This window comes from Calidifontibacillus oryziterrae (genome assembly GCF_000331575.1).
GTDB classification, from domain to species: Bacteria; Bacillota; Bacilli; order Bacillales; family Bacillaceae_J; genus Calidifontibacillus_A; species Calidifontibacillus_A oryziterrae.
Map to the genome: position 1 here is coordinate 1473898 of NZ_KB223527.1, position 22757 is coordinate 1496654.

The 22757-nt window shown below is 36.6% G+C and carries 15 protein-coding genes; 2 read left to right on the plus strand and 13 right to left on the minus strand.

Going from position 1 to position 22757, the window contains the following annotated elements; genetic code table 11:
* Positions 1–9 precede the first annotated feature (9 nt).
* The 3 genes from D612_RS0115780 to D612_RS0115790 form a co-directional block, all read right to left on the minus strand.
* Positions 10–987, minus strand: a complete 978-nt coding sequence (locus D612_RS0115780; protein ID WP_017756462.1) for an NERD domain-containing protein — start codon at positions 985–987, stop codon at positions 10–12.
* A gap of 326 nt (positions 988–1313) precedes the next feature.
* Entirely contained in the window at positions 1314–2006 is a 693-nt protein-coding gene (locus D612_RS0115785; RefSeq protein ID WP_017756463.1) for a response regulator, read from the minus strand.
* Positions 2007–2095: 89 nt separating this feature from the next.
* A complete protein-coding gene (locus D612_RS0115790) occupies positions 2096–3247 on the minus strand; it encodes a sensor histidine kinase (protein ID WP_017756464.1) in 1152 nt (383 codons plus the stop codon).
* A 686-nt stretch (positions 3248–3933) separates the two neighbouring features.
* On the opposite strand from D612_RS0115790, the gene D612_RS0115795 reads away from it, so the two are divergent.
* Together D612_RS0115795 and D612_RS18465 are read left to right on the plus strand one after the other, a co-directional pair.
* Entirely contained in the window at positions 3934–4572 is a 639-nt protein-coding gene (locus D612_RS0115795; protein ID WP_017756465.1) for a YigZ family protein, read from the plus strand.
* Positions 4573–4937: 365 nt separating this feature from the next.
* The gene (locus D612_RS18465) at positions 4938–5960 is read left to right on the plus strand and encodes an LCP family protein (RefSeq protein ID WP_017756466.1); all 1023 of its coding nucleotides are present in this window, start codon (positions 4938–4940) and stop codon (positions 5958–5960) included.
* A gap of 245 nt (positions 5961–6205) precedes the next feature.
* Here the strand turns inward: D612_RS18465 and D612_RS0115805 are convergent, their stop codons facing one another.
* The 10 genes from D612_RS0115805 to D612_RS0115850 all read right to left on the minus strand — a co-directional run bounded on the left by D612_RS0115805 (position 6206) and on the right by D612_RS0115850 (position 22649).
* Complete coding sequence (locus D612_RS0115805; RefSeq protein WP_017756467.1) at positions 6206–8212, minus strand: N-acetylmuramoyl-L-alanine amidase; 2007 nt, start codon at positions 8210–8212, stop codon at positions 6206–6208.
* 422 nt (positions 8213–8634) lie between these two features.
* Positions 8635–9717: a polysaccharide pyruvyl transferase CsaB gene (gene csaB / locus D612_RS0115810; RefSeq protein ID WP_017756468.1), complete on the minus strand. Its 1083-nt coding sequence runs from the start codon at positions 9715–9717 to the stop codon at positions 8635–8637.
* Between the two features lie 85 nt (positions 9718–9802).
* The gene (locus tag D612_RS0115815) at positions 9803–11767 is read right to left on the minus strand and encodes a DUF5693 family protein (RefSeq protein WP_017756469.1); all 1965 of its coding nucleotides are present in this window, start codon (positions 11765–11767) and stop codon (positions 9803–9805) included.
* A gap of 533 nt (positions 11768–12300) precedes the next feature.
* Positions 12301–13353, minus strand: coding sequence for a glycosyltransferase family 4 protein (locus tag D612_RS0115820; protein ID WP_017756470.1), 1053 nt, complete (start codon positions 13351–13353; stop codon positions 12301–12303).
* A gap of 241 nt (positions 13354–13594) precedes the next feature.
* A complete protein-coding gene (locus D612_RS0115825) occupies positions 13595–15172 on the minus strand; it encodes a putative polysaccharide biosynthesis protein (RefSeq protein WP_017756471.1) in 1578 nt (525 codons plus the stop codon).
* Between the two features lie 224 nt (positions 15173–15396).
* Positions 15397–16140: a WecB/TagA/CpsF family glycosyltransferase gene (locus tag D612_RS0115830; RefSeq protein WP_017756472.1), complete on the minus strand. Its 744-nt coding sequence runs from the start codon at positions 16138–16140 to the stop codon at positions 15397–15399.
* A 640-nt stretch (positions 16141–16780) separates the two neighbouring features.
* Positions 16781–19642: an S-layer homology domain-containing protein gene (locus D612_RS0115835; protein WP_017756473.1), complete on the minus strand. Its 2862-nt coding sequence runs from the start codon at positions 19640–19642 to the stop codon at positions 16781–16783.
* Between the two features lie 473 nt (positions 19643–20115).
* Positions 20116–20715 (minus strand): YdcF family protein, encoded by a 600-nt coding sequence (locus tag D612_RS0115840; protein ID WP_017756474.1) that lies wholly within the window; start codon positions 20713–20715, stop codon positions 20116–20118.
* A complete protein-coding gene (locus tag D612_RS19555; protein ID WP_017756475.1) occupies positions 20715–20867 on the minus strand; it encodes a hypothetical protein in 153 nt (50 codons plus the stop codon). The genes D612_RS0115840 and D612_RS19555 overlap by 1 nt, the downstream gene beginning before the upstream one ends.
* Before the next feature lie 555 nt (positions 20868–21422).
* The gene (locus D612_RS0115850) at positions 21423–22649 is read right to left on the minus strand and encodes an MFS transporter (RefSeq protein WP_017756476.1); all 1227 of its coding nucleotides are present in this window, start codon (positions 22647–22649) and stop codon (positions 21423–21425) included.
* Positions 22650–22757 lie beyond the last annotated feature (108 nt).

A 22757-nucleotide genomic window follows, 5' to 3' on the forward strand; every position in this document is an offset into this window, starting at 1 on the left:
ATTTCATATTTAATCATCAAATAGTAGATCGTATGATCTATCCTTATAAGTTCCTGTATATTTCAGGTTCAATGAATGAAGAATGTTATAGGCTATTGCATTTGTAGGGAGTTTTAAAAAGGTTTTTAGCTGATTATTTGAAATCGAAGGTTGAATTAGAAGAGAATAATCTTTTAAGGAATTTAGATGGGCATCTTTAGACGAAAAAGAACAATTTGGGCAAATCCATACTCCTCTTTCATATTTCATAAGAAGTGAAGAACAGTTCTCACAATAAACACCATTTAAGATTTCCGACTTTTGAATATTATATTTCGTAAGATAATCAGGACAGGATGGAGTATGATTTTTCACTAATAGATTTGTTAGTCTTTTTAGATCTTTACCGTTTAACTCAGCTGTTGTTTGTCGTTTATTGAATTGATCAATTTTGGAAAGTAAACCCGTGCTTCGAGTTACTCTTTCCATATAGCCTCTTTTATTACTTGCGCATTTTATGATAGTGTTCGGATTAGTTAAGACAACAATCGTCTCAATTGGAATATCTTTATAGTTTTTCCGTTTTATCCATTCCTGCAATTGGTATTGTTGATGCGTGACTTGCCTTATTGGATCTGGAAGTGCAATATCGACGCCGGAATGTGAATTAGACCAAATAACTTGATCAAAGGCTGGATCAAATATAAGAGTTCCAGATATATTTTTTACTTCTACTATAAGGAAAAAAGTTTGTGAAAGGAGTAGAATGTCGATTTGAAAGTGAGTACCAGCGGAGTTTGAAAGGCGTAGATCATGTAAAATAATGTATTGCTGCGTTGGTAAAAAGTCAAAATAGTAGTCTAAGGATTTTTCTCCTTTGTATCCTGAAAAACTTTTTGCGTATTCTTCAAGGATTTCTTTCCGTTTTGGGTGATCTTCTGGAATTCTTCTTACTAGTGCTTGTAGTTTTTTAAGCTTCAATGGCATTTTTAATTCTTTCTTAATCATTTTAAAGGCCTCCTTATAAAATTCTTGTTAAAATACTGAATTTTAGTCCTATTTCTTTGTCACCGAAACTACTTTTTTGCTTTGGATTCGGATAAAAAAATGATTTACCCACATAATTTGGTAAAATACCCATATAATATTTAGAAATACCCACATAACGTAATACATTACCCACGAGAAACTCTAATTTACCCACGAATTTAGGACAAATACCCACATTTACAAACAGCTTTCAAAAATGAGTAGCTCTTAGTGATAAGAGTCATATCGCTAAGAGCCAATATCTATAAAAGAGGTATAAAAATCTATCTAACTCTATCAAAAAACTATTTCACCTGCACCCAGCCGTTTTTTATTGCGACGACTACGGCTTGTGTACGGTCGTTTACATCCATTTTCTGTAGAATATTGCTTACGTGGTTTTTCACGGTTTTTTCGCTAATAAATAACGTTTCACCAATTGCACGGTTGCTTTTTCCGTCTGCAAGCATTTGTAATACTTCACACTCTCGGCGTGTAAGAATATGTAGAGGTTTACGATATTCAACATCCTTTAATGTACCGATCGAATGGCCTGAATCTCCAGATGCAAGGCGGCGGTACTCGTTTAATAGGTTGTGAGTCACCTTTGGATGTAAGTATGATCCGCCAGCAGCAACAACTCTTACTGCTTCAATTAAAGAGTCAGCATCCATTTCTTTTAATAAATAGCCCATTGCGCCAGTCTTGAGAGCATGTGTTACATAGCTTTCATCGTCATGGATTGATAAAACTAGTACTTTTACGTCAGGGAACTTTTCAACTAGCTTGGCTGTCGCTTCAACACCGTTCATATGTGGCATATTGATGTCCATTACAACAACATCCGGATTGTATTGTTCTACTAAACTGACAGCTTCTTCACCGTCATCTCCTTCTGCAACAACTTCAAAATTCTTCTCTAACTCTAAAATGCGTTTTACTCCTTCTCGAAATAGCTGATGGTCATCAATGATTACTATACGTGTTGTATCATTCATTGTTAATCCCTCCTTAAAGTAAAAACCTTAAATAAAATAGTGGAAGTTTTTGATAATTATTGATTCTTTTCAATCTTATGTTAATTCTTTTAACTTTTTTTCTCATCATCCATTAGCGGTACCAAAATCATGATGAGCGTACCCTTATTGATTGCTGAGTCGATTGTCATTTCTCCTTTTAGGAGTTCGACACGTTCTCGCATGCCGACAAGCCCAAAGGATTTTTCTTTTTTCTCATAGATATCAAAGCCTTTGCCGTCATCCTTAATGATTAACGTGCATTTTGATTTCGTAATTTCAATTTTTACTTGAATTTCTTTAGGGGCCGCATGCTTTACTGCGTTTTGAACAGCCTCTTGAACAAGCCTGAATAACGCAACCTCCAAACGAGGTGATAACCGTTTGTCTTTCCCCATTGTTAGGAAATTAATTTGAATATTATTATATTCTTCAATTGTTGACAAATACCTCTTTAATGTCGGAATTAAGCCTAAATCGTCGAGTGCCATTGGTCGTAGGTCATAGATGATTTTTCGAACCTCGTATAATGCAGAACGAACCATTTGCTTCAAATCCTTAACTTCCTTCAGCGCCTCCTCCATTCCTTTTTCGCGTGAAATGCGCTCGATCAGTTCGGATCGCATCATCACATTGGCTAACATTTGCGCTGGCCCATCATGAATTTCACGTGATAGCCGTTTCCGTTCCTCCTCCTGTGCTTCAATAATGCGCAGACCAAATTCTTGTTTAACCTTGGCATCTTCAAGCATTTCATTTACTAGCTTTAAATCACTAGTTAAATAGTTTAATACAACTGATATTTGACCGACTAAATTTTCGGCGCGGGCAACCGTCTTCTCGAGGTTTTTCAAACGGCGTTCTAGTTCATTGCGTCGCTCGATTAGCATTTTTTCATTTTGACGTAGGAACGATAACTCCATTTGAAGTTTATGTGCTGCTTCATACGCCTCGCGAATTTGTTCTTCAGAATATTTTTTAAAATGCTTGCTAACTTCGGATAAACGCTGGCGGGAGAACTTTTCACTAATCTCTAAGCGCTCGCCTTTTTCAATTGATTCGACTACTTCTTGGCGCGTTCGTTGCAGCTCTTTTGTTAAAATTTCAAATTCCTGACGTGATTGCTCACCAATTTCAAAAATTTCTTTTTTGCTATTGGCAACCGTTTCGATCATTTTTTCTAAAATTTTATCTAATACTTTTTCATTCAAGCGAATTGACATTTATAACGCCTCCGGCAAGTGCTATATGAAGCCTATTGTATTAAAGCTTTATGTTTAAAGTCAGTTTTACTTATGTAGATTTAAATTTGATTTACGATTGCATACTTTTAAGTGTGGTACCTTTATTTGAGTTAAGAATGCCCATTTGAGTGGTAGCTTTTATAAGGTAGGACTCACAATTTTAATGTGTACCCTTGTTTGAATTAAAATTGCTCACTTTTATTGGATCTTCTATTTGAGTTTAAAAACGTATTTCTTAATGCACTCTTGTTTGAGTTAAATTGCGTATTTCTTAATGCACTCTTGTTTGAGTTAAATTGCGTATTTATTTCTAAATGGCCCACTTATTTGAGTTTTATATGGGTCAAAAATGCAGCTTTTCACCTTTAATTTCTAATTAATTTTAAAAAGTATGATTATAGTACGGTCAATTGGCTAAATTTTGCTACTAAAGTCTTCGTTACTTTGACCCATTGTTTGGGGGTAGTATTAAAATTTTTTTAAAAATATTGAAAGCTATTTTTGAGTTGCCTGCGTAATATAATGATTTGATGCATAATCCATGTATATTTATAATGGAGTTATTGGTCTATTAATATTTTCTATATTAATCTTCGCTTATTTATCAGTCGAATTTCAATTTAATTCGTCACACATTGTATATATTTTTAGGGGGACAACTATTTATGCTACTACAATATTATACCGTAAAAGCTGCGGGTGAACATGAAATAGTCATTGAAAAATCAAGATTTATTGCCTATTTTAATCGGGCAACAACCGAGGAAGAAGCACAATCTTTTATTCAGGAAATTAAAAAAAAGAATTGGAATGCAACCCATAATTGTTCAGCATATTTGATTGGTGAGCATAATCAAATTCAAAAGGCAAATGATGATGGCGAGCCAAGCGGAACTGCTGGTGTACCTATGCTAGAGGTTTTAAAAAAACGTGATTTAAAGGATACAGTCGTTGTGGTTACTCGTTACTTTGGTGGTATTAAGCTAGGCGCTGGCGGTTTGATTCGTGCTTATGGTAAATCTGTATCGGAAGGTTTAAACGCGATTGGGATTGTTGAACGCAAATTAATGCGTATTATTCATACAAAAATTGATTATTCTTGGCTAGGTAAAATTGAAAACGAGCTTCGTGCTCATCCAACTTTTATTTTAAAAGAAATTCATTATTTGGATTCGGTTGAGGTTGAAACTTATGTTTTGGAAGAACTGAAAGAAACCTTTGTAGAGTGGATGACAGAGCTGACGAATGGCCAGGCAGAAATCCTTGAAGGCAATACGGAATATTTAGAACAAGATATCGTGTAAGCGATAACGATCGTGCAATCCAGTGCAAAATAGGCAAAGGGTCCTATGCTTGTTATCGCAGCATATTCGTTTAAGCGGCAGCGGTCGTCCAATCCGTGATTAACAGCAAAAAAACGGGTAAATAGAATTCCGAGCTTAACATTCGGCAAACTAATCGCAATTGGAGAAATATGGCTGAATAATGTAACAAAAAAGACATAAGAATGTGTACGAAAGTTGAATATTATTAATTATAGTAGTATAGGGTAAACTATTAAATATGATCGAATTTTGCAAAAGCTAGCTTGAAACTAACAATATTACAAGACAAGCAATGTTTGATACTTGAGCATTTGCCCAATAGTTCCATAAGGGAGTATATATTCATGACAGAACAAAAGCAACGCCCAATTAAAAAAATTTTGCTTCTTATTCTTATTCCAGTTTTGTTGATACTCATAGGGGTAGCAGCGTATGCATCCTATTTAACAAATACAGCAAAAGAGGTTGTTGAGAACTCGCAGCATAAGTTAAGTAGTCGCTCTCTTGAGGAAAAATCAAAACTACGCGTTGAAAAGGTAGATCCAAGAGTTGATAACATTTCAGTACTATTTATTGGAGTCGACGCTAGTAGTGATGAAATGGTTAGTGGATCCACACGGTCAGACGCCCTTATTTTAGCTACCTTTAATGAAAAAGAAAAGTCGGTGAAGATGGTTAGTATTCCACGAGATTCTCGTGTTGAACTCGTTGGACGTGACCGCATGGACAAAATTACACATGCTCACGCTTACGGTGATATTGAAATGACAGTTGATACAGTTGAAAAGCTATTTAATGTTCCAGTTGATTATTATGCTAGATTAAATTTTGATGCCTTTATTCAAATAATTGATGCCCTTGACGGCATAGAAATTGATGTTCCTTTTGCAATTGTTGAGCAGGATAGTCACCGGAAGAAAAACGCGATTAAAATAGATGAAGGCTTGCAAACATTAACTGGTGAACAAGCACTTGCATATGCCCGCACTCGAAAATATGATGGTGATCTTGAAAGAGGCCATCGCCAGCAGGAAATTTTGAAGGCTGTTATTAATAAGTTACTATCGTTTAAATCTGTTTCAAAATATAGTGATGTAATGAAAAGCATTGGAGAAAATTTAACGACCAACATGTCGTTCGATGAAATGCTAGCGTTTCATGATTATGCATATGAAGGTTCAAATATTGACATAGAGATGTTGACTTTAAATGGAAAAGCAGCAAGAATTGACGAGCTTTATTATTATATATTAGATGAAGAAAACTTAGAAGAAGCAAAAACAAAGCTTAGACAGCATTTGACACTTGAGGAACCCATTGAAAACAATGCTACTAATTTCAAAGAATCTAGTTCGGATATAGAATAAAACAATCCATAAGTGGTCGTCCCTAATTTGTTAGCTATATGATTTGATCTCTATTGATTTAGAATAAAACAATCCATAAGTGGTCTTCGCTAAATTGAGTAGCTACATGATTCGATCTCTATTGATATAGAATAAAACAATCCATAAGTGGTCTTCCCTACTTGAGTTATATATTGTATAAAGCATGTCCTGAAATATAGCAAAAAACCAGTCATTCCATTTTGTAAATGACTGGTTTTTTATTTTCACTCATAAAATTCGACGAATGTATCAAACAATGCTTGAGCTGCCTTTTGGCGGAATTCATCTGATTTCAACAGTTTCTCCTCGGAAGGATTTGACAAAAACGCTAATTCGACTAAAATTGCTGGGATTTCAGTTTCACGGATTACGTGTAGGCTTTTGTCATTTGATCCTCGATTTTCTGTCCCTAACTGTGAGGTAAGTTTTTCAATCGCGATATCTGATAAAAGCTTACTTTGTTGCCAGCTAGGATTTTTACCGGAATGATAAAACGTTGTTGATCCTTTTGAAGATGCTTTAAATGAATCTGCATGCAAACTAATAAAGACATCTGCTTCATTATCATGAGCAACTTCCACCCGTTCCTGCAATGATAAAAATGTATCATCCTGCCTTGTTAAAATAACATCAGCTCCGGCTCCGCGGAGTAAAGCTGCTAATTTATGTCCAACATCAATATTGACTTCTTTTTCTCTTAGCCCTGTCGCTCCAATTGCACCTGGATCATGATCGCCATGACCAGGGTCAACAACAATTCGTTTTCCTTCGAGGCCATTGTTCAATAAAATGACTTTTACTGAATCAGTAGAGTGCCGGACAACGAAATGATAGCCACGGTTAAAGTAAATGCGTATTTTTGATCCATTGGATGCTTCATGATAATCAATTCGATCTATAGCCGGGTGATCCTCATTATCCCATTTCTCTATATTTGAAGCACTTGTTTCGATTTCGACACCGTTAGCGAATATGCGATGGGATGTTGTAACTGCGCCTAGGAAACCCCATTGTAAGAATGACCTATCATCATCTTCTTCTAAAACAGGTTCAATTAACACTGCATAAGTTTGGTTTCCCTTTTGCATCTTTAAGTAAGCAGTGTGAATATAGCCCCATTCATCATCGTATTTGATTTTTGCCCAATTTCCGTCTAATTCATAGACTAAGACTACTTGGTTCTTTATAAGCTTTGCAACAATATCTGACTCTGTATCTGGTGATTCACGAATGTTTAATACGGTTGCCGTGACAGTAGCTTTAATTGTTTCATCTAATGGTCGAATTGAGTCAGCGTCTATATAACCAATTTCATCATCAAAATCTATTTCTAACCATTCATCATCAAAATCGTCAGCTTGAGGGTATTCATAAATTTTAACTGTATCGCCTTCCTCTAGCTTGCCTAATCTATCGCTTTTTTTAGATGGCTCTTCATAGACTCTTACGTCGTCTTCTTCAATTAATGCCAATACAGTTGTTATAATCTTGTCAGGTATCTTTGGTGTCTCAGGATTAGGCGAACTAAGAATAGGATCGTCTATAATTAAGCTTTCATCAACTGTATCAATGAGTACTACACGTTCCTTCTGATCCCAGCTAACACTAGCTCCATAGCTTTCCGCAAAAAAGCGGAGTGGGATTACTGTCGAATTCTCAACAATGGTTGGTGCTGGGGTCAAACTGACTGTTTCGTCATTAACTTGAACAGTAGTTGCTCCAATAGTAAATAAGACTTTCTTATCCGAGCTAATCGCCTCAACTTGTCTTGTTTCTGGTAGCCAACTCACCTTAATACCAAGTGTTTCTCCAATCCCACGGAAAGGAATTAATACGCGGTTATCAATGATTGGCGGGTCAACCGGTAGCTTTAACTGTTCCCCATTTACAATTACCTTCACAGGAGCTGTTGCTGTGGATGACTTTGCAGGCGAAGTTACCGTAGTTTTTGATGGATCAATTTTTACGTATAAACTATGAACATAACCCTTGCCTAGCTTTGATGTAATTTTTAACCATTCTCCTGCGTGTTCAATGACTTGAACTTGGTCACCAGTATGTAATTTACCAAGGATTTGTCCTTGCAACGAAGGAGTACTTCTGACATTTAAATTATCTGCCGTTATGTGAGCTGCTTCATTTGCACTAGCCGAATTTAAAGGAATACTTAAAAAAACAAGAGCAATGACGAACGTACAAATGAAGGAAAATATAAATGACTGTTTCGACATATAATTTACCCCCCTTCTAGTTAGTTTCGGTAACTTTTTTTAACTTCATTTCAAATTTAATAGTTTACTAGCAAAATTTCAATATGATTAGCACATTTTCTTAGAAATTGAGACATTTGACCTGATTTTGTCATATTACTGTTAACATTGTATTATTTCCTAGGAAATAGTCGAATTTATTCCGCGATTTGTTACAAAGTTTTACGAATTTTTTTAGTAAAGGGGATCGGAATTTTATGTTCGACATAAAAAGAGCGGCTCCCAACCAAAAGCTCGATTGAAGGGATCGCTCTTCTTTTCTATTATATTTTCATTCAATTAACATTTTTTGTACTGCTGAATGAAACGCTTACTTTGATTTATTTAATAAAACTTTAACAACTGCTATTTCGCCATTTTCTACTTCGCTGAACTAGAGACTCTTACTTGGATTTATTTATTAAACTAAGCACCTTTTGTGCAGTTTCATTTGCATTTTGTTGCAGCGGCTTAGCTTGTTCTTTTAAAAGAGTAGCTTGTCGCTGGTGATTTTGAAGCTGATCTTGAATCATTTCATAAAGCTGTTCAGGAGTCCAGTCTCCATTAACATTGCCAATTAACGGCTGGTCGATTTGATTAATAAATGAATCAATTTTGGGATCATATGAAATTCCAACCATTGGTGTATTTGCAATAGCTGCAAAAATTAATGCATGAAGCCGCATACCCACCAAAAGGGTAGAATCACCAATGAGGGAGATTTTCTCAGAAATGGTTGCATCATATGGAAAAATTGCAACGTCAGCATTCATGCGTGATGCCCATTCCCTGGATGTCTCGTCATCATCTTCACCATGCATCGGTAAAAATACAATCTTCTGACCATTTTTCGCACAATCATCTAATGCTTTTATAACTTTTTCTGCAAAATTTGTGCTAGTGGGCCACTCCCGAATTGCGACTGTAATAAAAGGCGAAGTGAGCCCCTCTTTTGTTAACCACGATTTATTTAAGCCTTTTTTATAAGTCATTCCCATTACAGGGTCGGGAACCAAGTCAATCGGCTGGCGTACACCAATTTTCTCCAACAATTGTAAGGATTCTTGATCACGAACAGAAATATATTTTGCTTTGGAAATCGCAAATTTTACAAGCTTCTGACTTAACTTTCGCTGTAATGGTCCAATTCCTTGAGCGTAAATGAAAAAAGGTTTCCCAAAAAAGTAAGCAATCATCATGATCACGATATAGTAAGGAACTGTCTTCATTCCTGTTTTATCCTGTAGCAAGCTTCCACCACCGCTAATAACTCCATCTGCTTGGCGAATCGCATTCATTACTTCTGACATCTGCCAGCGATCAACGGCGTCTACGTTGTAAGTTCCCTTAGTATAATCAGGATCATTTGAAAGCACCGTAATTTCGATGTCTTTATTCTTTTTTCGTAAGGCGGTGATAATCGCTTGAAGTATTGCTTCATCACCTACATTATGAAATCCATAATAACCCGACAATACAACTCTCATTTTAAAACCCCACTTTAATAATTGACTAAACGATTTTTTAAGTATAGCTTCTAGATTTTTTCGTGTAATCCTCTAGATTTTTTCGTTATAGCTTCGCTTGAATAAGCGGCCAGTATTTTTTCCCTAGCTTGTACATCCAAATAAGTACGATTCCTAATAATGCACCGATTGCAAAGCCGTATATGGTTCTCAATACTGAAATATAAAGTGGTATATGCAAATGGGTAAATGTATTTACTGTTGATAAAAAGCCGATTGCTCCACCTGCTAATAGGTATTTGCCAATCCGTTGTTCCCATCCTTTACCTTGATAAATAATAAACATCGCTAGTACAAACAGTGGATATCCAATCAAAAATTCCTTTGTTCGTGGTCTTACAAACATCAAGTCCTCTAACCCTTGTCGTAACATTAGTTCCGCACCTGATACAATTTCACCAGCATCGTTACCTGAGCGCAACAGTAAAATTGCCATCCCTGCCGCTAATACGGCAAAAATTATGAAATAATAATTTCGGGTAAAGGCCAGAGCTAGTTCTTTTACATGATCACGAATAACATGTAAGCCTGTTAATACAATTGGCAATAAAAATAAAAGTTTCACACCTCTAAACTCATCAATCTTCACTAAGAATAAGTTGCCATATAACAATGCTGTAACGAACCATGCACCGATTAATGCGATTGCAGCCGCTTTAACAAACTTAATAACCATTTCTTTTTTACTGTTTATATATTCACCTGTAATTGCAGCCCATGTAGCCGCAACAATTGAGACCGCTAATGCCGCCGCCTGTAAAAATAAAATTGATCCTGTTACGATATAGCCTGCTGCTACAACGAGCATACCACCAAACGTAAGCAGTGCGATTTTTTCGGATACCATCAGCGCAGCAACGGCTATGAACGCTGCAACACCGATAAGTGCGGCTAGTGTCATCCATGTTGATGATTTTAAAATATTATAGGATTGAGAAATGCCCGGCTGATGCTTGTCCGCCATTTTTTCTTGAATTGCATCAATGCCAATCGTAGCTACTTCAAATGATTGATCAGCTGTAATCATTTCTGCTTCTAACCGTTTTATATCAGCAATATGGATGTAAAGAGCTCGGATGTTTCGTTCTTTTACGGCACGAGTTGCACGGTCCGTATAGCCACCTCTACCATCAAAAAAGTCAATACTATGCAGTCTCACGATTTTATTTTGAAATGTTCGTGCATAGGTTTGCAGTCCGTCTTGATCAGTGAATTCAATTGGCATCAAGACAAAGCCTTCATTTTTCAATCTTAGAGCGTATTCTTCAGCATCAGTTATTTCAAGATCCTCATGTGGAGATACACCTAGCATCGCATTACCTGTAAATACGATTTTATGTGCATCAAATTGGTCGGAAAGCTGTTTCATTTGATCTAATACAAAGCTGTTTGCCTCACTCACATTATTTCCAATTCGAAAAACTGGCTCAAAACCGTAAGCAGCGTACTCTGCTATTACTTCTTCGTCATACCCAATTGGTTTTGTTAAAATTGGATTCGATACTGTTGTGGTACCTTGCAAAAGCTCTTGTTTGTTCAAACCACTAATAAAATAAAGTGATTCTCCTGTAAGAGTTGGCACATCTTCAACTTTTTCGATTCTGTCCTTAAAGGTTGTTAAAATTGCTCGTTCCCATCGTTCATCTAAATCATTTCGTAATAAAATATATAAACCATTTGCACGAGAGTATAATACATTTTCACGTGTTACTTCATCTTCATTTTGCAGCATGCTGAAAAGGTCACTCTTAGTTAACGTCATAACTTGACCCTTTTTCTCAAGGTCTTGAATTCCGGTTGGTTCAAATGAAATACCTTTTACACCAAGATCCGCAAGTGTACTTAGCATTTCTCCGGTGTCTAAACCTCGATTTTCTAACTCACGAATTTCCTCATATGGGACAATCATTTCATATGTATCATTTTGCCATTCCACTTTGGCGCGGTTATAAATTAGTGGTGCTGTTAACAATATCGATAGTGCTACAATCGCCATTAATATTTTTTTCAATGAATCCAACATCCTTTCCTTACTTACATGAGGTCAGTGTATTTACAATTACGCACAGTATATTTGAAATTTGATCCGATATTTATGGTTTAACGACTATGTTTGCATTTCGTGCAAGTATTTATATATCTACAATCTGTCGCTTCATATTTACAATTTCAATCGAAAATTTTACTATTACACGTTAATTTCTATAATTTTACATTACATAATTCCAATTACACATTTTAAAAATAACCTTTACTAAGAACAAAAGCTATAGGCGCCCTGATTAGCGACGTATAAACTAAGAGCGCATCGACTAAGATAAACAAAACACGTCGAGGGACGAGTCGATGTTGACTTATCGCAAAAGAGATGAGCGAAGTTTACTAGTCGTTGGGGGCTGGAGCTGGACGACTTCTCTCTGTGCTATAGTATTTATCCACAGGACCAAATTTTATAATTTCCTAAACAGTTAAAAAGGAAAGCTGGATCCAGCCTCCCTTTTCATATTAATTAACTAGCTTTTACCGTAAGTATCGCAAGTTTCGTTATCTTTTACTATTTGCAAATTTTCTAACTAAGTTTAACATAGGTCGATAATTTTCATGAATTAACCCAACACGTTCAACGATAAACTGTACTGCCAATAATACAATAGTAATGATTAATGCCGCACCCCATAAGGTTGACTTAGAAAGCATCACAGCTGCCACTCCAAAAAATGCACTCATTGAGTATATGATTAATACTGTTTTACGGTGAGAAAAACCTAATCGTAATAAACAATGATGCAAATGCGATTTATCTGGAGCTGATAACGGTTGTTTATTGACAATTCTGCGGATAATCGCAAAAAGCGTATCTGAAATTGGTACACCTAGTATTAACACAGGTAATACTAATGAGAATACCGTAATATTTTTAAATCCTAAAATTGAGATAACAGAGATCATAAAGCCTAATAATAGTGCTCCTGTATCTCCCATGAAAATTTTTGCTGGATGGAAATTGTATACTAGGAACCCTAATGTACTCGCTAATAAAATTGATGCGACTATGACAACAAACATGCTGTTACCCATGATAAGTGCCATTGTGACAATTGTAATTAATACAATTGATGATACTCCAGCAGCAAGTCCATCGAGACCATCAATTAAATTAATCGCATTTGTTATTCCGACAATCCATAAAAGTGTGAACGGAATACTGAAATAACCTAAGTCAATCGTTCCACCAAATGGAAGGTTAATAAGTGGAACTTGAACTCCCCCATATATCACAACTGCCGCTGCTAGTATTTGTCCAAGTAACTTAACCTTTGGAGAAATTTCAAAGCGGTCATCGAAAACTCCTGTTAAGACAATTATTGTGGCTCCAATTAGTAATGGCCAAGTATATTCACTATGTGGCTGGGCGATTGCAAAACCTAGTAGCATACTTATAAAAATTGCTAATCCACCTAACCGTGGCATAATTTTTTCATGAACCTTCCGTTGATTAGGTTGATCAACAGCGCCGATCTTTATTGCAAACTTTTTAACGATTGGTGTTAAAGCTACCGAAGCTAGAAAACATATAATTGCCGTTAATATAAGCATATTTGAAGACACTCCCCAGATATCCGTCATTCCTACTAACTATCCTATTGTGACTTATACATTTATTCTTACTGCAAATATTTCTAAGAGAATATGATTTTGTTTAATTTGCCTTTTATTTCTAGCATCACATGAGATTATACCATATCTATTAGTATAGAGTAATCTTTTTTGCGACAAAATGCGATTATGTTCGTTTTTTCGTTGATATTTTTCATGACTCTATATGTATTAGGTTAACTCAATTTTGCTGTTGTAATTTGCTGAAATAGCGGCCAATTACTGGCAGCGATTGTAACTCTTCTTTTTTTAGACCTTTCCCTACTATTACTAGGGCTGCATAAATGATACCGCCAATTGGTATCATAACCACGATATACACTAATGACTGAAGCCTTGACCAATCAGTCTCGACAAAATATAGTAATGGCGAAAAAACCACAAATCCCATTATAATACTTGCTCCAATAAATACAAGCGTTTCTTTTCGCCAAATGCTGTAAGCTGTTGTTTTAAAAATAAACCAAACGTTCACAAACATCAGTATTACGTAAATTAAAAGTGTGGAGTAGGCTGCTCCTATAATACCTGATTGGGAAACAAACAGGATATTGAATAACCCTTTCAGCAACGCACCTGCGACAATAATCCATGCTGCAAGCTTTACACGATTAATCCCTTGTAATATCCCCGTTGTTAAGACCGTTAATGATGTGAATACAGAACTAAAATTGATGATAGCTAACACATCACTACCTTGAAAATCCATGAATAATCCCTTATTAATAGGTAATGTTAGTACGAGTAAGCCCATCGCTGCAGGCCATGAAACTAAATGTGCGAGCTTTAAAGAACGTTCTATATATGTATTCGTTTCTTTCATATCGTTTTTGGCAATAGTTTTTGTAATCATCGGGATTAACGGCAAAATGACAGCACTCGAAAATACTGTTGCAATTTGCACAGTTGATAGACCGCGTCTGTAAATACCGACTTGCTCTTGAATATCACCATCTGATTGTATGCCTGAAAAAACAAGCCCGTGAGGAATCGTAACGGAATCAATCATATTTAGCAACGCCATCGTTAGTGACCCGACTGCAATCGGAATCGATAGTGTTAAAATCTTCGGTGCCCACTGCCTAAATATATTCAAAGAAAAAAGTTTCATTCCTTGTGGCCGCGACTTAAATTTTACAAAGCGTGTACGAAGATAAACAAGCGATAAAAGTGCTCCGATTGAGGAACCAACCATTACACCACCTGCAACTTTTTCGCTTGACGCCCCTTGATTCACAAGGTAAAGCGCGATCGCGATAATAAGACCGACACGAACAAGTTGCTCAATGACTTGTGATGCGGCCGTTGGTTTCATATCTTCAAATCCCTGGAAAAAACCGCGATATACAGCCATGTATGGTGCGATTAGTAACGTTATTGAAACAATCATAACAGCTGGTTTCGTAAATTCCCCACCTAAAGCTATGGAAATTTGATTTAAAAAAATCATCACGATCGAAAAGCTTATGATTCCGAATAAAATTGCTAGCGCACTGGCGGAATGAAAAATTTCTGCAATTTCGTTATCACGATTTGCTTCCTTCGCTTCCGAAATTAATTTTGAAATTGCTAGCGGTATTCCCGCTACAGATAGTATTAGTACTACCATATAAACTGGGTATACGAGAGCATATATTCCAAGTACCTTGTTCCCCGCAATATTTTGCAAAGGAATTTGGTAGATGCTTCCTAGAATTTTGGAAATCAGCGTTGCGATTGTAATGATAACTGTTCCTTTTATAAATGAAGATTGACTCATAATCGAGTTAGCTCCTGACTTTGGTTTCATTGGGTAAATTTTGATTAAAAATTTAAGACTCTCTGAGCGATTAATTAAACGTTTGTTTAACTAGGCCAATTCGAATATTTAATTGTTTCTTAGATGTTTTTTAATTTTTTTTTTGATAGTTGCCATCCACTTTGCTTGTTAAATGGTTGCTAGCAGTTTATTATACTTTTCTAAAATTTTTACAATTAACATTATTAATTTTTGCCGTTACCAGTTATTTTTTGCTCATATACTTTAAGAGCAAAATGAGGCAATGCCAGCATCCGCCGCCACCTTGAAGGTTGCTTTAACAAACGGTATAACCATTCTAAATTCAGCTTTTGCCAAAACGCCGGTGCCCGTTTCACTGTACCAGCAAGAACATCAAAGCTGCCGCCAACGCCAATAAATACACCTTTTTCCACTGTGTCAATATTCTCCGCTATCCACTTTTCCTGACGAGGTACACCTAAAGCGACTAAAATAAGATCCGGTTGTTTTTCGAGGATTTCATTTATCATCGCTTGGTCCTCCCACTGAAAAAAACCATTATGATAACCAACAAGATCAATTTGTGGGAATTCTATTTTTATTGTTTGAACGGCCTTTTGAATCGTTTCTTCTGTAGCGCCTAGCATATAGAGCTTTAATTTTTTTTCGTTCACGACAGTTAAAAGATTTCGCATAAGATCATAACCAGCAACCCGCTCTGGCAATGGGTTCCCTAGAATTTGTGCTGCCTTCACAACACCAATACCATCTGCTGTAACATAATTTGCTTTGTCTATGTATTGTTTGTACGTTGAATCCTGAAGAACTTTCATGACAATCTCAGGATTTGCTGTTACAATAAACGTCTTTTGATGGTTCAATAAGCGTTGCTCAATTCTCGCAACCATATCTTTCATATTTGTATCAATAAAACTCACGCCTAATATAGAGACGAATTTATCAGCCATTTGTTTCACCAACTTTTTGAATTATATAGAATTTTATATTTGATTTGCGATATTGGACGTTTTTCATCTATAACTGTGTTATGCAAGTTCACCATATATTAGTGAAACACTTAATTCGTTAATGATTTACTAAACTTTTAGTTAAGTTTGATGAAAAATAAAAAAAATCAATCATTATTCAACTAATCACTACATCAGACTATATCAAATTAAGTTAAAAAAGGGAATGGAATAAAAAAACGATCGATTTTCTTGCAGAAATCTTGAATCCTCATTATAAATTTAAACTTATTAGCGGGATACGACCATTTATTAACCTCAGCCTGAATTTTATTGTCCTGCTAGGCTAACTTTTTGTCCGACTAGACCATTTTATTAGCCGACTACCATTATTTGGATATTTGGCGATTTCTAGACTACTTGACTTAATCTTAGCTCATGCACCACTTAAACGTATAAAAATCCCATAATTGTTTGTCCAAAATTGTTCCAAGTGCCAGGGTGGTGTCCATAGAGGGTGCCATAGAGGTGTCCATAGAGGTTCCTGACCCCAACATATTTTGGTAACTAAGCAAATAACTACCATACGGAGGTTGGTGGCTAGTTAATGAAAGAATCCCACCGCGTGGGTGGGACTCTATTATTTGTTTTGCAATTTTATGACGCGCTCCATGAAGGATGAGAATTCGGCACGTGTTGTTGGTTTTGATGGCCTGTATGTGCCGTCCTCAAAGCCGCCAGTAATTCCGTTTGCAGCAAGTGCGTTGATTGCCGCGCTTGCCCAATGGCTAGTGCTAACATCAGCAAAGGTTTTATCTGTTTTGCCTGATAAGTTGTAAGCCTTCACTAATACGGCTGCCATTTCTGCACGGGAAAGTGGTGCATCTGGTGCAAACTCTGTTGCTGTTCGGCCGTTAATTAATCCTTTTTCAGAGACTGCTTTTATAGCATTATATGCGTAATGATTAGCTTTTACATCGGTAAATTTCAGCGGATTGTCTGACTCAGTCAGGTTAAACTCACGCGCAATCATCGCAGCCGCCATTGCTCTCGTAATTTCTCCACTTGGTCTAAACGTTCCATCTTCAAAGCCGCGAATCGTATTTCTACTACTTAAGAAACCGATTGATTTATATGCCCAATGGTTGCTTGGAACATCCTTGAATGATACAACTACAGGTGGCTGAGGTTCTGGTTGAACCGGCACCGTTGGATCAGTCGGCTGAGTTGGATCCACTGGTTGCGTTGGCTGCGTGACAGCTCCACTATCACTGTGATTACTTACATAAGCTGCAATTAATCGATCAATATAAATTTCGCCTTTATTTTGTTTTTCCTTTACGGCTTCTGCTACATATATACGATCAAATTTCACTGGTGCTAGGAGATTAGCTGGCATTTGTGCACGGACATATTTCCAGCCCTGCCACGTCAAACCGCCTTCTTCAGTAAAGTTAATGGTATGCTTTTTACCTGTACCATCTATAACGCTAGCACGTAGCCAATGTTCTGCTCCATCACCGTAAACCCAAACACCTAACTCCTTTGGATTCCCTTGAAGCTGAATTGGTGTTTTTGCTGCAACATAGGCTGCTTTAATACCTTCTTCACTAGTTGTAAAATCATATGATAATTTTATTGAAGTTTTACCATCTTTTACTGGTTCACCATTCTCTGAAAGCCGAACTGATGCAGAAGCCTTCGCCTGATCGGCAGACCAGTTTGCAATACTTTCAAATCCATCAATTAAAACTGGATCCGCGCCAACTTTGACTGGAATTTTTGCCGTAATATTTCCGTATGAAGCTACAATGTTACCAGCAGCTTTTTCACTTCCTGCAGTAAACATGCCGTCAGCGGAAATCTCACCAATTCCACCTTCAACGGACCATTTGATTAATGAGCGATCATACAGTAGAGCTTCGCCACTGTTATTAAGAGCATTAGCAGTTAACTGGATAGCTTCATCAACCCCAATGACAACTGACTTCGGTAGAATTTCAATTTTATCAAACGAATCAACTACCGTTATCGGAAGCTCACCATAGGCGTCATCATATTTCGCAATAACTTTCCCTGAACCGGCCCGTTCCGCGGTAAAAGTCATGTCGTCAACATCACCAATGCCACCATCTACTGACAATCTAATGTCATCAACGTCTATCGAAACCGGATTCATATATTTATCAATCGCATATTTAAATGTTAACGGAACTTCTGTACCTTTTAAAATTTTCCCGTCAGGCTTTGTAAGCTTTAATGTTTTCGGCTCACTTGTTGGTGCCGTACTTATCACTTGAAAAATAGTTGATACCTTTCTTTCCGTACCACCTGATGGATTGTTGACAAGCGTTGGCTTCTGACCACCTAATTGACGAACAACCATCGCTGTTGAGCCACCGCCATCAAGATTAATAGCATGATAGGCTCCTAACGAAATTAAATAATTTGCTAAATCACGCAAATTCGCACCGCTACTAACACCATTTTGTCTACCATCCACAGTGATTAAAAAGATTTCATCACCTGCTTTATTTGTAGCAATTGCTGTACGCGGATGACGGTCCTTCGCAAAAGATTGTGACTCATCCATCGAGATGGATACTTGGCCATTTTTCACTAACAACGGGCCTGTACCGATTATATATTTTGCATCCTGCCAAACATCACCTAAGTTAAACTGAATAGTAGCAGAATCACCCTCGTTAATATTTTGAAGTTTTTCTGCCCACTCTTCACCATGAGCAGAAATTACAAATCCATTGGCTGGAATAGTAGCATTCCCACCTTCTCCAAATCTAGTAATCTTCGAAACTATACCAGTCATGGATTGTCCAATCGTAAGATTTTGCGGAGAAGGAGTAACATCAGAAATCACAATTTCTGTACCCCATTCATTTGTTCCAGTAGTCTGTTTTGGTCTCGTATAAAAAACGACCGCACCATCCTCACGCGTTGTATTTATCTTTGTTAGTTTTTGTGAAAAATCACCAACGGAAACATCAAAGTTCAATTCATATTGTTCAATAATAGCTTTGCCGTTACTGTTCAAGCCGAACGCAATTGGGGCATTTGTTGGACTTTTTTTCGTTAACCCAAAGACACCCAAATTAATCAACTGGTTGTCTTTAGCGATTAAATTTACCGGATACTTCCCATTCGTATCAAAAAATCCACCATTTGTTGCACCAATCACAAAATTGCCTTCACGATGATTTTGTGCGGCATGTTGTGAAACAGTAGCGGTTGCATTTAATGGATATGGAATACCTACATCTAAAAATGTAAACGGATCATTTAAATCTACATTCAGTATATTAACCTCTTGTTTTGTAGTGCTGCCATTGAATGTTTGTTCAACATAGGTTACTCCAGGTGAAAGCTGAGTGCTTGTCTCATCCACTTTCTTCCCAAACACAGAAGCACTCGCTAGCGTTGCACCAGCAAAGCTTTGAAAAACTAATAAAAATGACAGTATGACAGCCAATCTAGTTCGTTTCATTTTACCTCTCCCTTTACCTACTGTGCTTTTTTATCTCTATCTTATATTGTCGTATTTGGCTATGAAATAGTTTCATTTTTTTTCAGTCTAGCAAAATATTATTTTGTTGTTTTTGTAAAAACTCTACCCTTAATTTACTGTGGATAACTGTTATTTCATTCAATTTCGAGCTAAATATTTACATGGTTGTCTATTAAAGGTGGATGTTGAACATTAAACCACAACAGAGCCTTTGTAAAAAAAGCCTCATTTTTTCAGTCTGGCGATTTTGCGAGTGTAAGACTTTGGGTTGTGAAACTTTCATATCCGTTCCTTTTATTATTTTAACATAATAGTATAAATCAAGTATAATATTTAACTGTCAAGCGCTAATCAGCCGTTCGCAGTTCATAATTCTGCCACGTTAGTATTTCATATAGTAGTGGGTCATTTTTTTTACAAGTAATTAACTACTATTTCTTAAATTTACCACGTTAATATTTCAACCAATAAACTAGCAGTTTTGCCCATTCGGTCAAAACAATTTGCTGTTTCTCAGAATCCTTCCACCATTCTTTAAGACTATCAATCCGCTCGTCCGGTGCAGTTGCATACGTCAAACGAACCCCAGACCCTTTAAAAACATTATCGAAAATAAACTGACTTCGTTTCGTATGCCATTCTGTCGTTACTACAACCGCTGAAGTCCAGTTATTTTCTATCATCATTGCTTTTGAATAAAAAGCATTTTCATATGTACTGCGTGAATCGGTTTCTTTTACAATATCCTCTTTTGGAACATTTAGATCAAGTGCCAAAGCTACCATTTCATCAACAGCTTTTGTACGCCATGATAAATCGGTTCCATCTGAAAAAATCAGCTTGTCACCATGACCTTGATTGTAAAGCTCGACCGCTTTTTTCGTACGTTCTCCAGTTATTTCCCCACCGAGAACGATTATTACATCGCTTTTTTTCGCAGTTTCCTCCGCAACTAAAAAATCCGCCACTGCTTGCAGCAACGGATTTTTCCCAATAAAACCGATAACAATCAAAACGAATACAATCCCAAAGAACAGCTTGAGCTTTCTCATTACTTTGCCCTTATCGATTTCATTTGGGAAATCATTTCTTGAACCATTTCTTTAGGATTATTAATAATTGATTTTTCACCTTTTTGATAAGCAGATTGAAGGATTTCTAACAGCTGCCCTTGATTCAGTTCACTAACTTTTTGTTCATTCATATATAGTACTCCTTTAAATCTTATACTAGTTACCTATAATACTAAGAAACTCGTTGTGAGAACATATCAAATTTTTGGTAAAAGGTTGCATCATTTGACAGTACTTCATATTATTCGGCAAAATGAAGCGTTTTTTGCCCCTTCATTATAGCATACATATACGTAACAAATTATGAAGAATTTCCAATAATTTTCAATTATGAATTATGATGATCCGGTACACTCATTAATTATTAGTTCCGAACTTAACGACGATTTGAAATATATATCCGTGTTTCAACAAATTGCAGGTACACTCATTAATTATTAGTTCCGAACTTAACAACCCGGTTCAGGTGGAGGTGACGATAAGAAGTTTACTCGGTACACTCATTAATTATCAGTTCCGAACTTAACAACTCTATTTTTCATGTTGTATACGTATTTTTCTAAACATAAAAGGTATCAAATTGTAGCTGCCCTTTAATTAGGTTAATAGTATTTGAAAAAAGGATTTTCATTTTCGTATTTTTTTGTATCAATTAACCTCTTTAAAATCTAACTAGAGCTTAAATTCTATATGCGGCTAATAGTCTTTATTCTTTTTTGATAATCAATCATGATTTTAATTGAGATCGGAATTAGCAATACGGTTAATGCGACAATTCCTCCCCAGCCGAATGAGGTCCACAAAAGACCTGTTGCGGTACCACCTGATGCAACACCAATATAGTAGCTTACTAAATATAGACTTGATGCCCCACCTTTATGATGTCTCGCTTGCATATTAACATATGCGGCTGCCATTGAATGTGTGATAAAAAAGCCAAGACATAGGACACATAACCCAATGACGATCATCGGAATTGAGCTAAATAATGTCATAAGATCGCCAGCAATCAAAATCACAACCCCAGAAATAATTAAAGTACGGTGACTAAACGTCTGAACAAGCTTGCCTGCTATTGGCGAACCGACCACGCCAAGTGTGTACGCTAAGTACATTAGTGAAATCTCCTTCATTGATAATGAAAAAGGTTCAGCCCCTAAATAAAACGGTAAATATGTCCAAACACCTGTAAAAGCCAACTGTAAAGCAATTCCCATAAAAAAGGCATTCACTAATACGGGATCTTTGAGATGTACTAACATTCCTGTAATGTCCTCTTTAATCTGCAATTGACTCGGCTCAAAATTTCGCGACTTAGGGAGCCAAAACACAAATATTAATAAGATGAGTAAACTGATGCCACATAACGTCCAAATTGCTATTTGCATGCTTGTGATGTCCGTTAACACCCCAATAAGGACTCTTCCACCCATGCCGCCGATTGCGTTACAAGCAATATAAATCGTAATCCCTAGTCCTATGCTCTTATGTTCTATTTCCTCACCAATATAAGCAATGGCAGCCGCGGGTAATCCCGCCATAAAAAATCCTTGCACAGTCCTAATGACTAGGAGCAACCAAAAGCTTTCTACAAATGGAATGAGGAATAAAGGAATGACCGATAAAAGCATCGTTACCTTCATCAATGTCGTTCGACCATATCTGTCAGAATAGAAGCCAAAAAACAACAGACCAACAATTAATGCAATTACAGCAACTGATAAAGAAAGACTTGCAACTGTTGGAGTAATGTTAAACCTCTCTACAAAATCTGGCATTAAAGGATGGACAAAATATAAATTTGCAAAAGTTAAGATTGAACCTAAGCCGAGTGCTGCTATGGCTAACCAAAATTGGCGGTCCTTTGGCGTTAGCCGCTCTTGTCTGTTAAAATGTACTGCGTATGCTTCCACTTACCCCCACCCCTTGTAAACGACTTTATGATGATTTTTTAAAATAAATTGTCGCACTTGAAACCATTAATTTCAAGAAAAATTGTTTGCCGGGATCAATAATGCTAG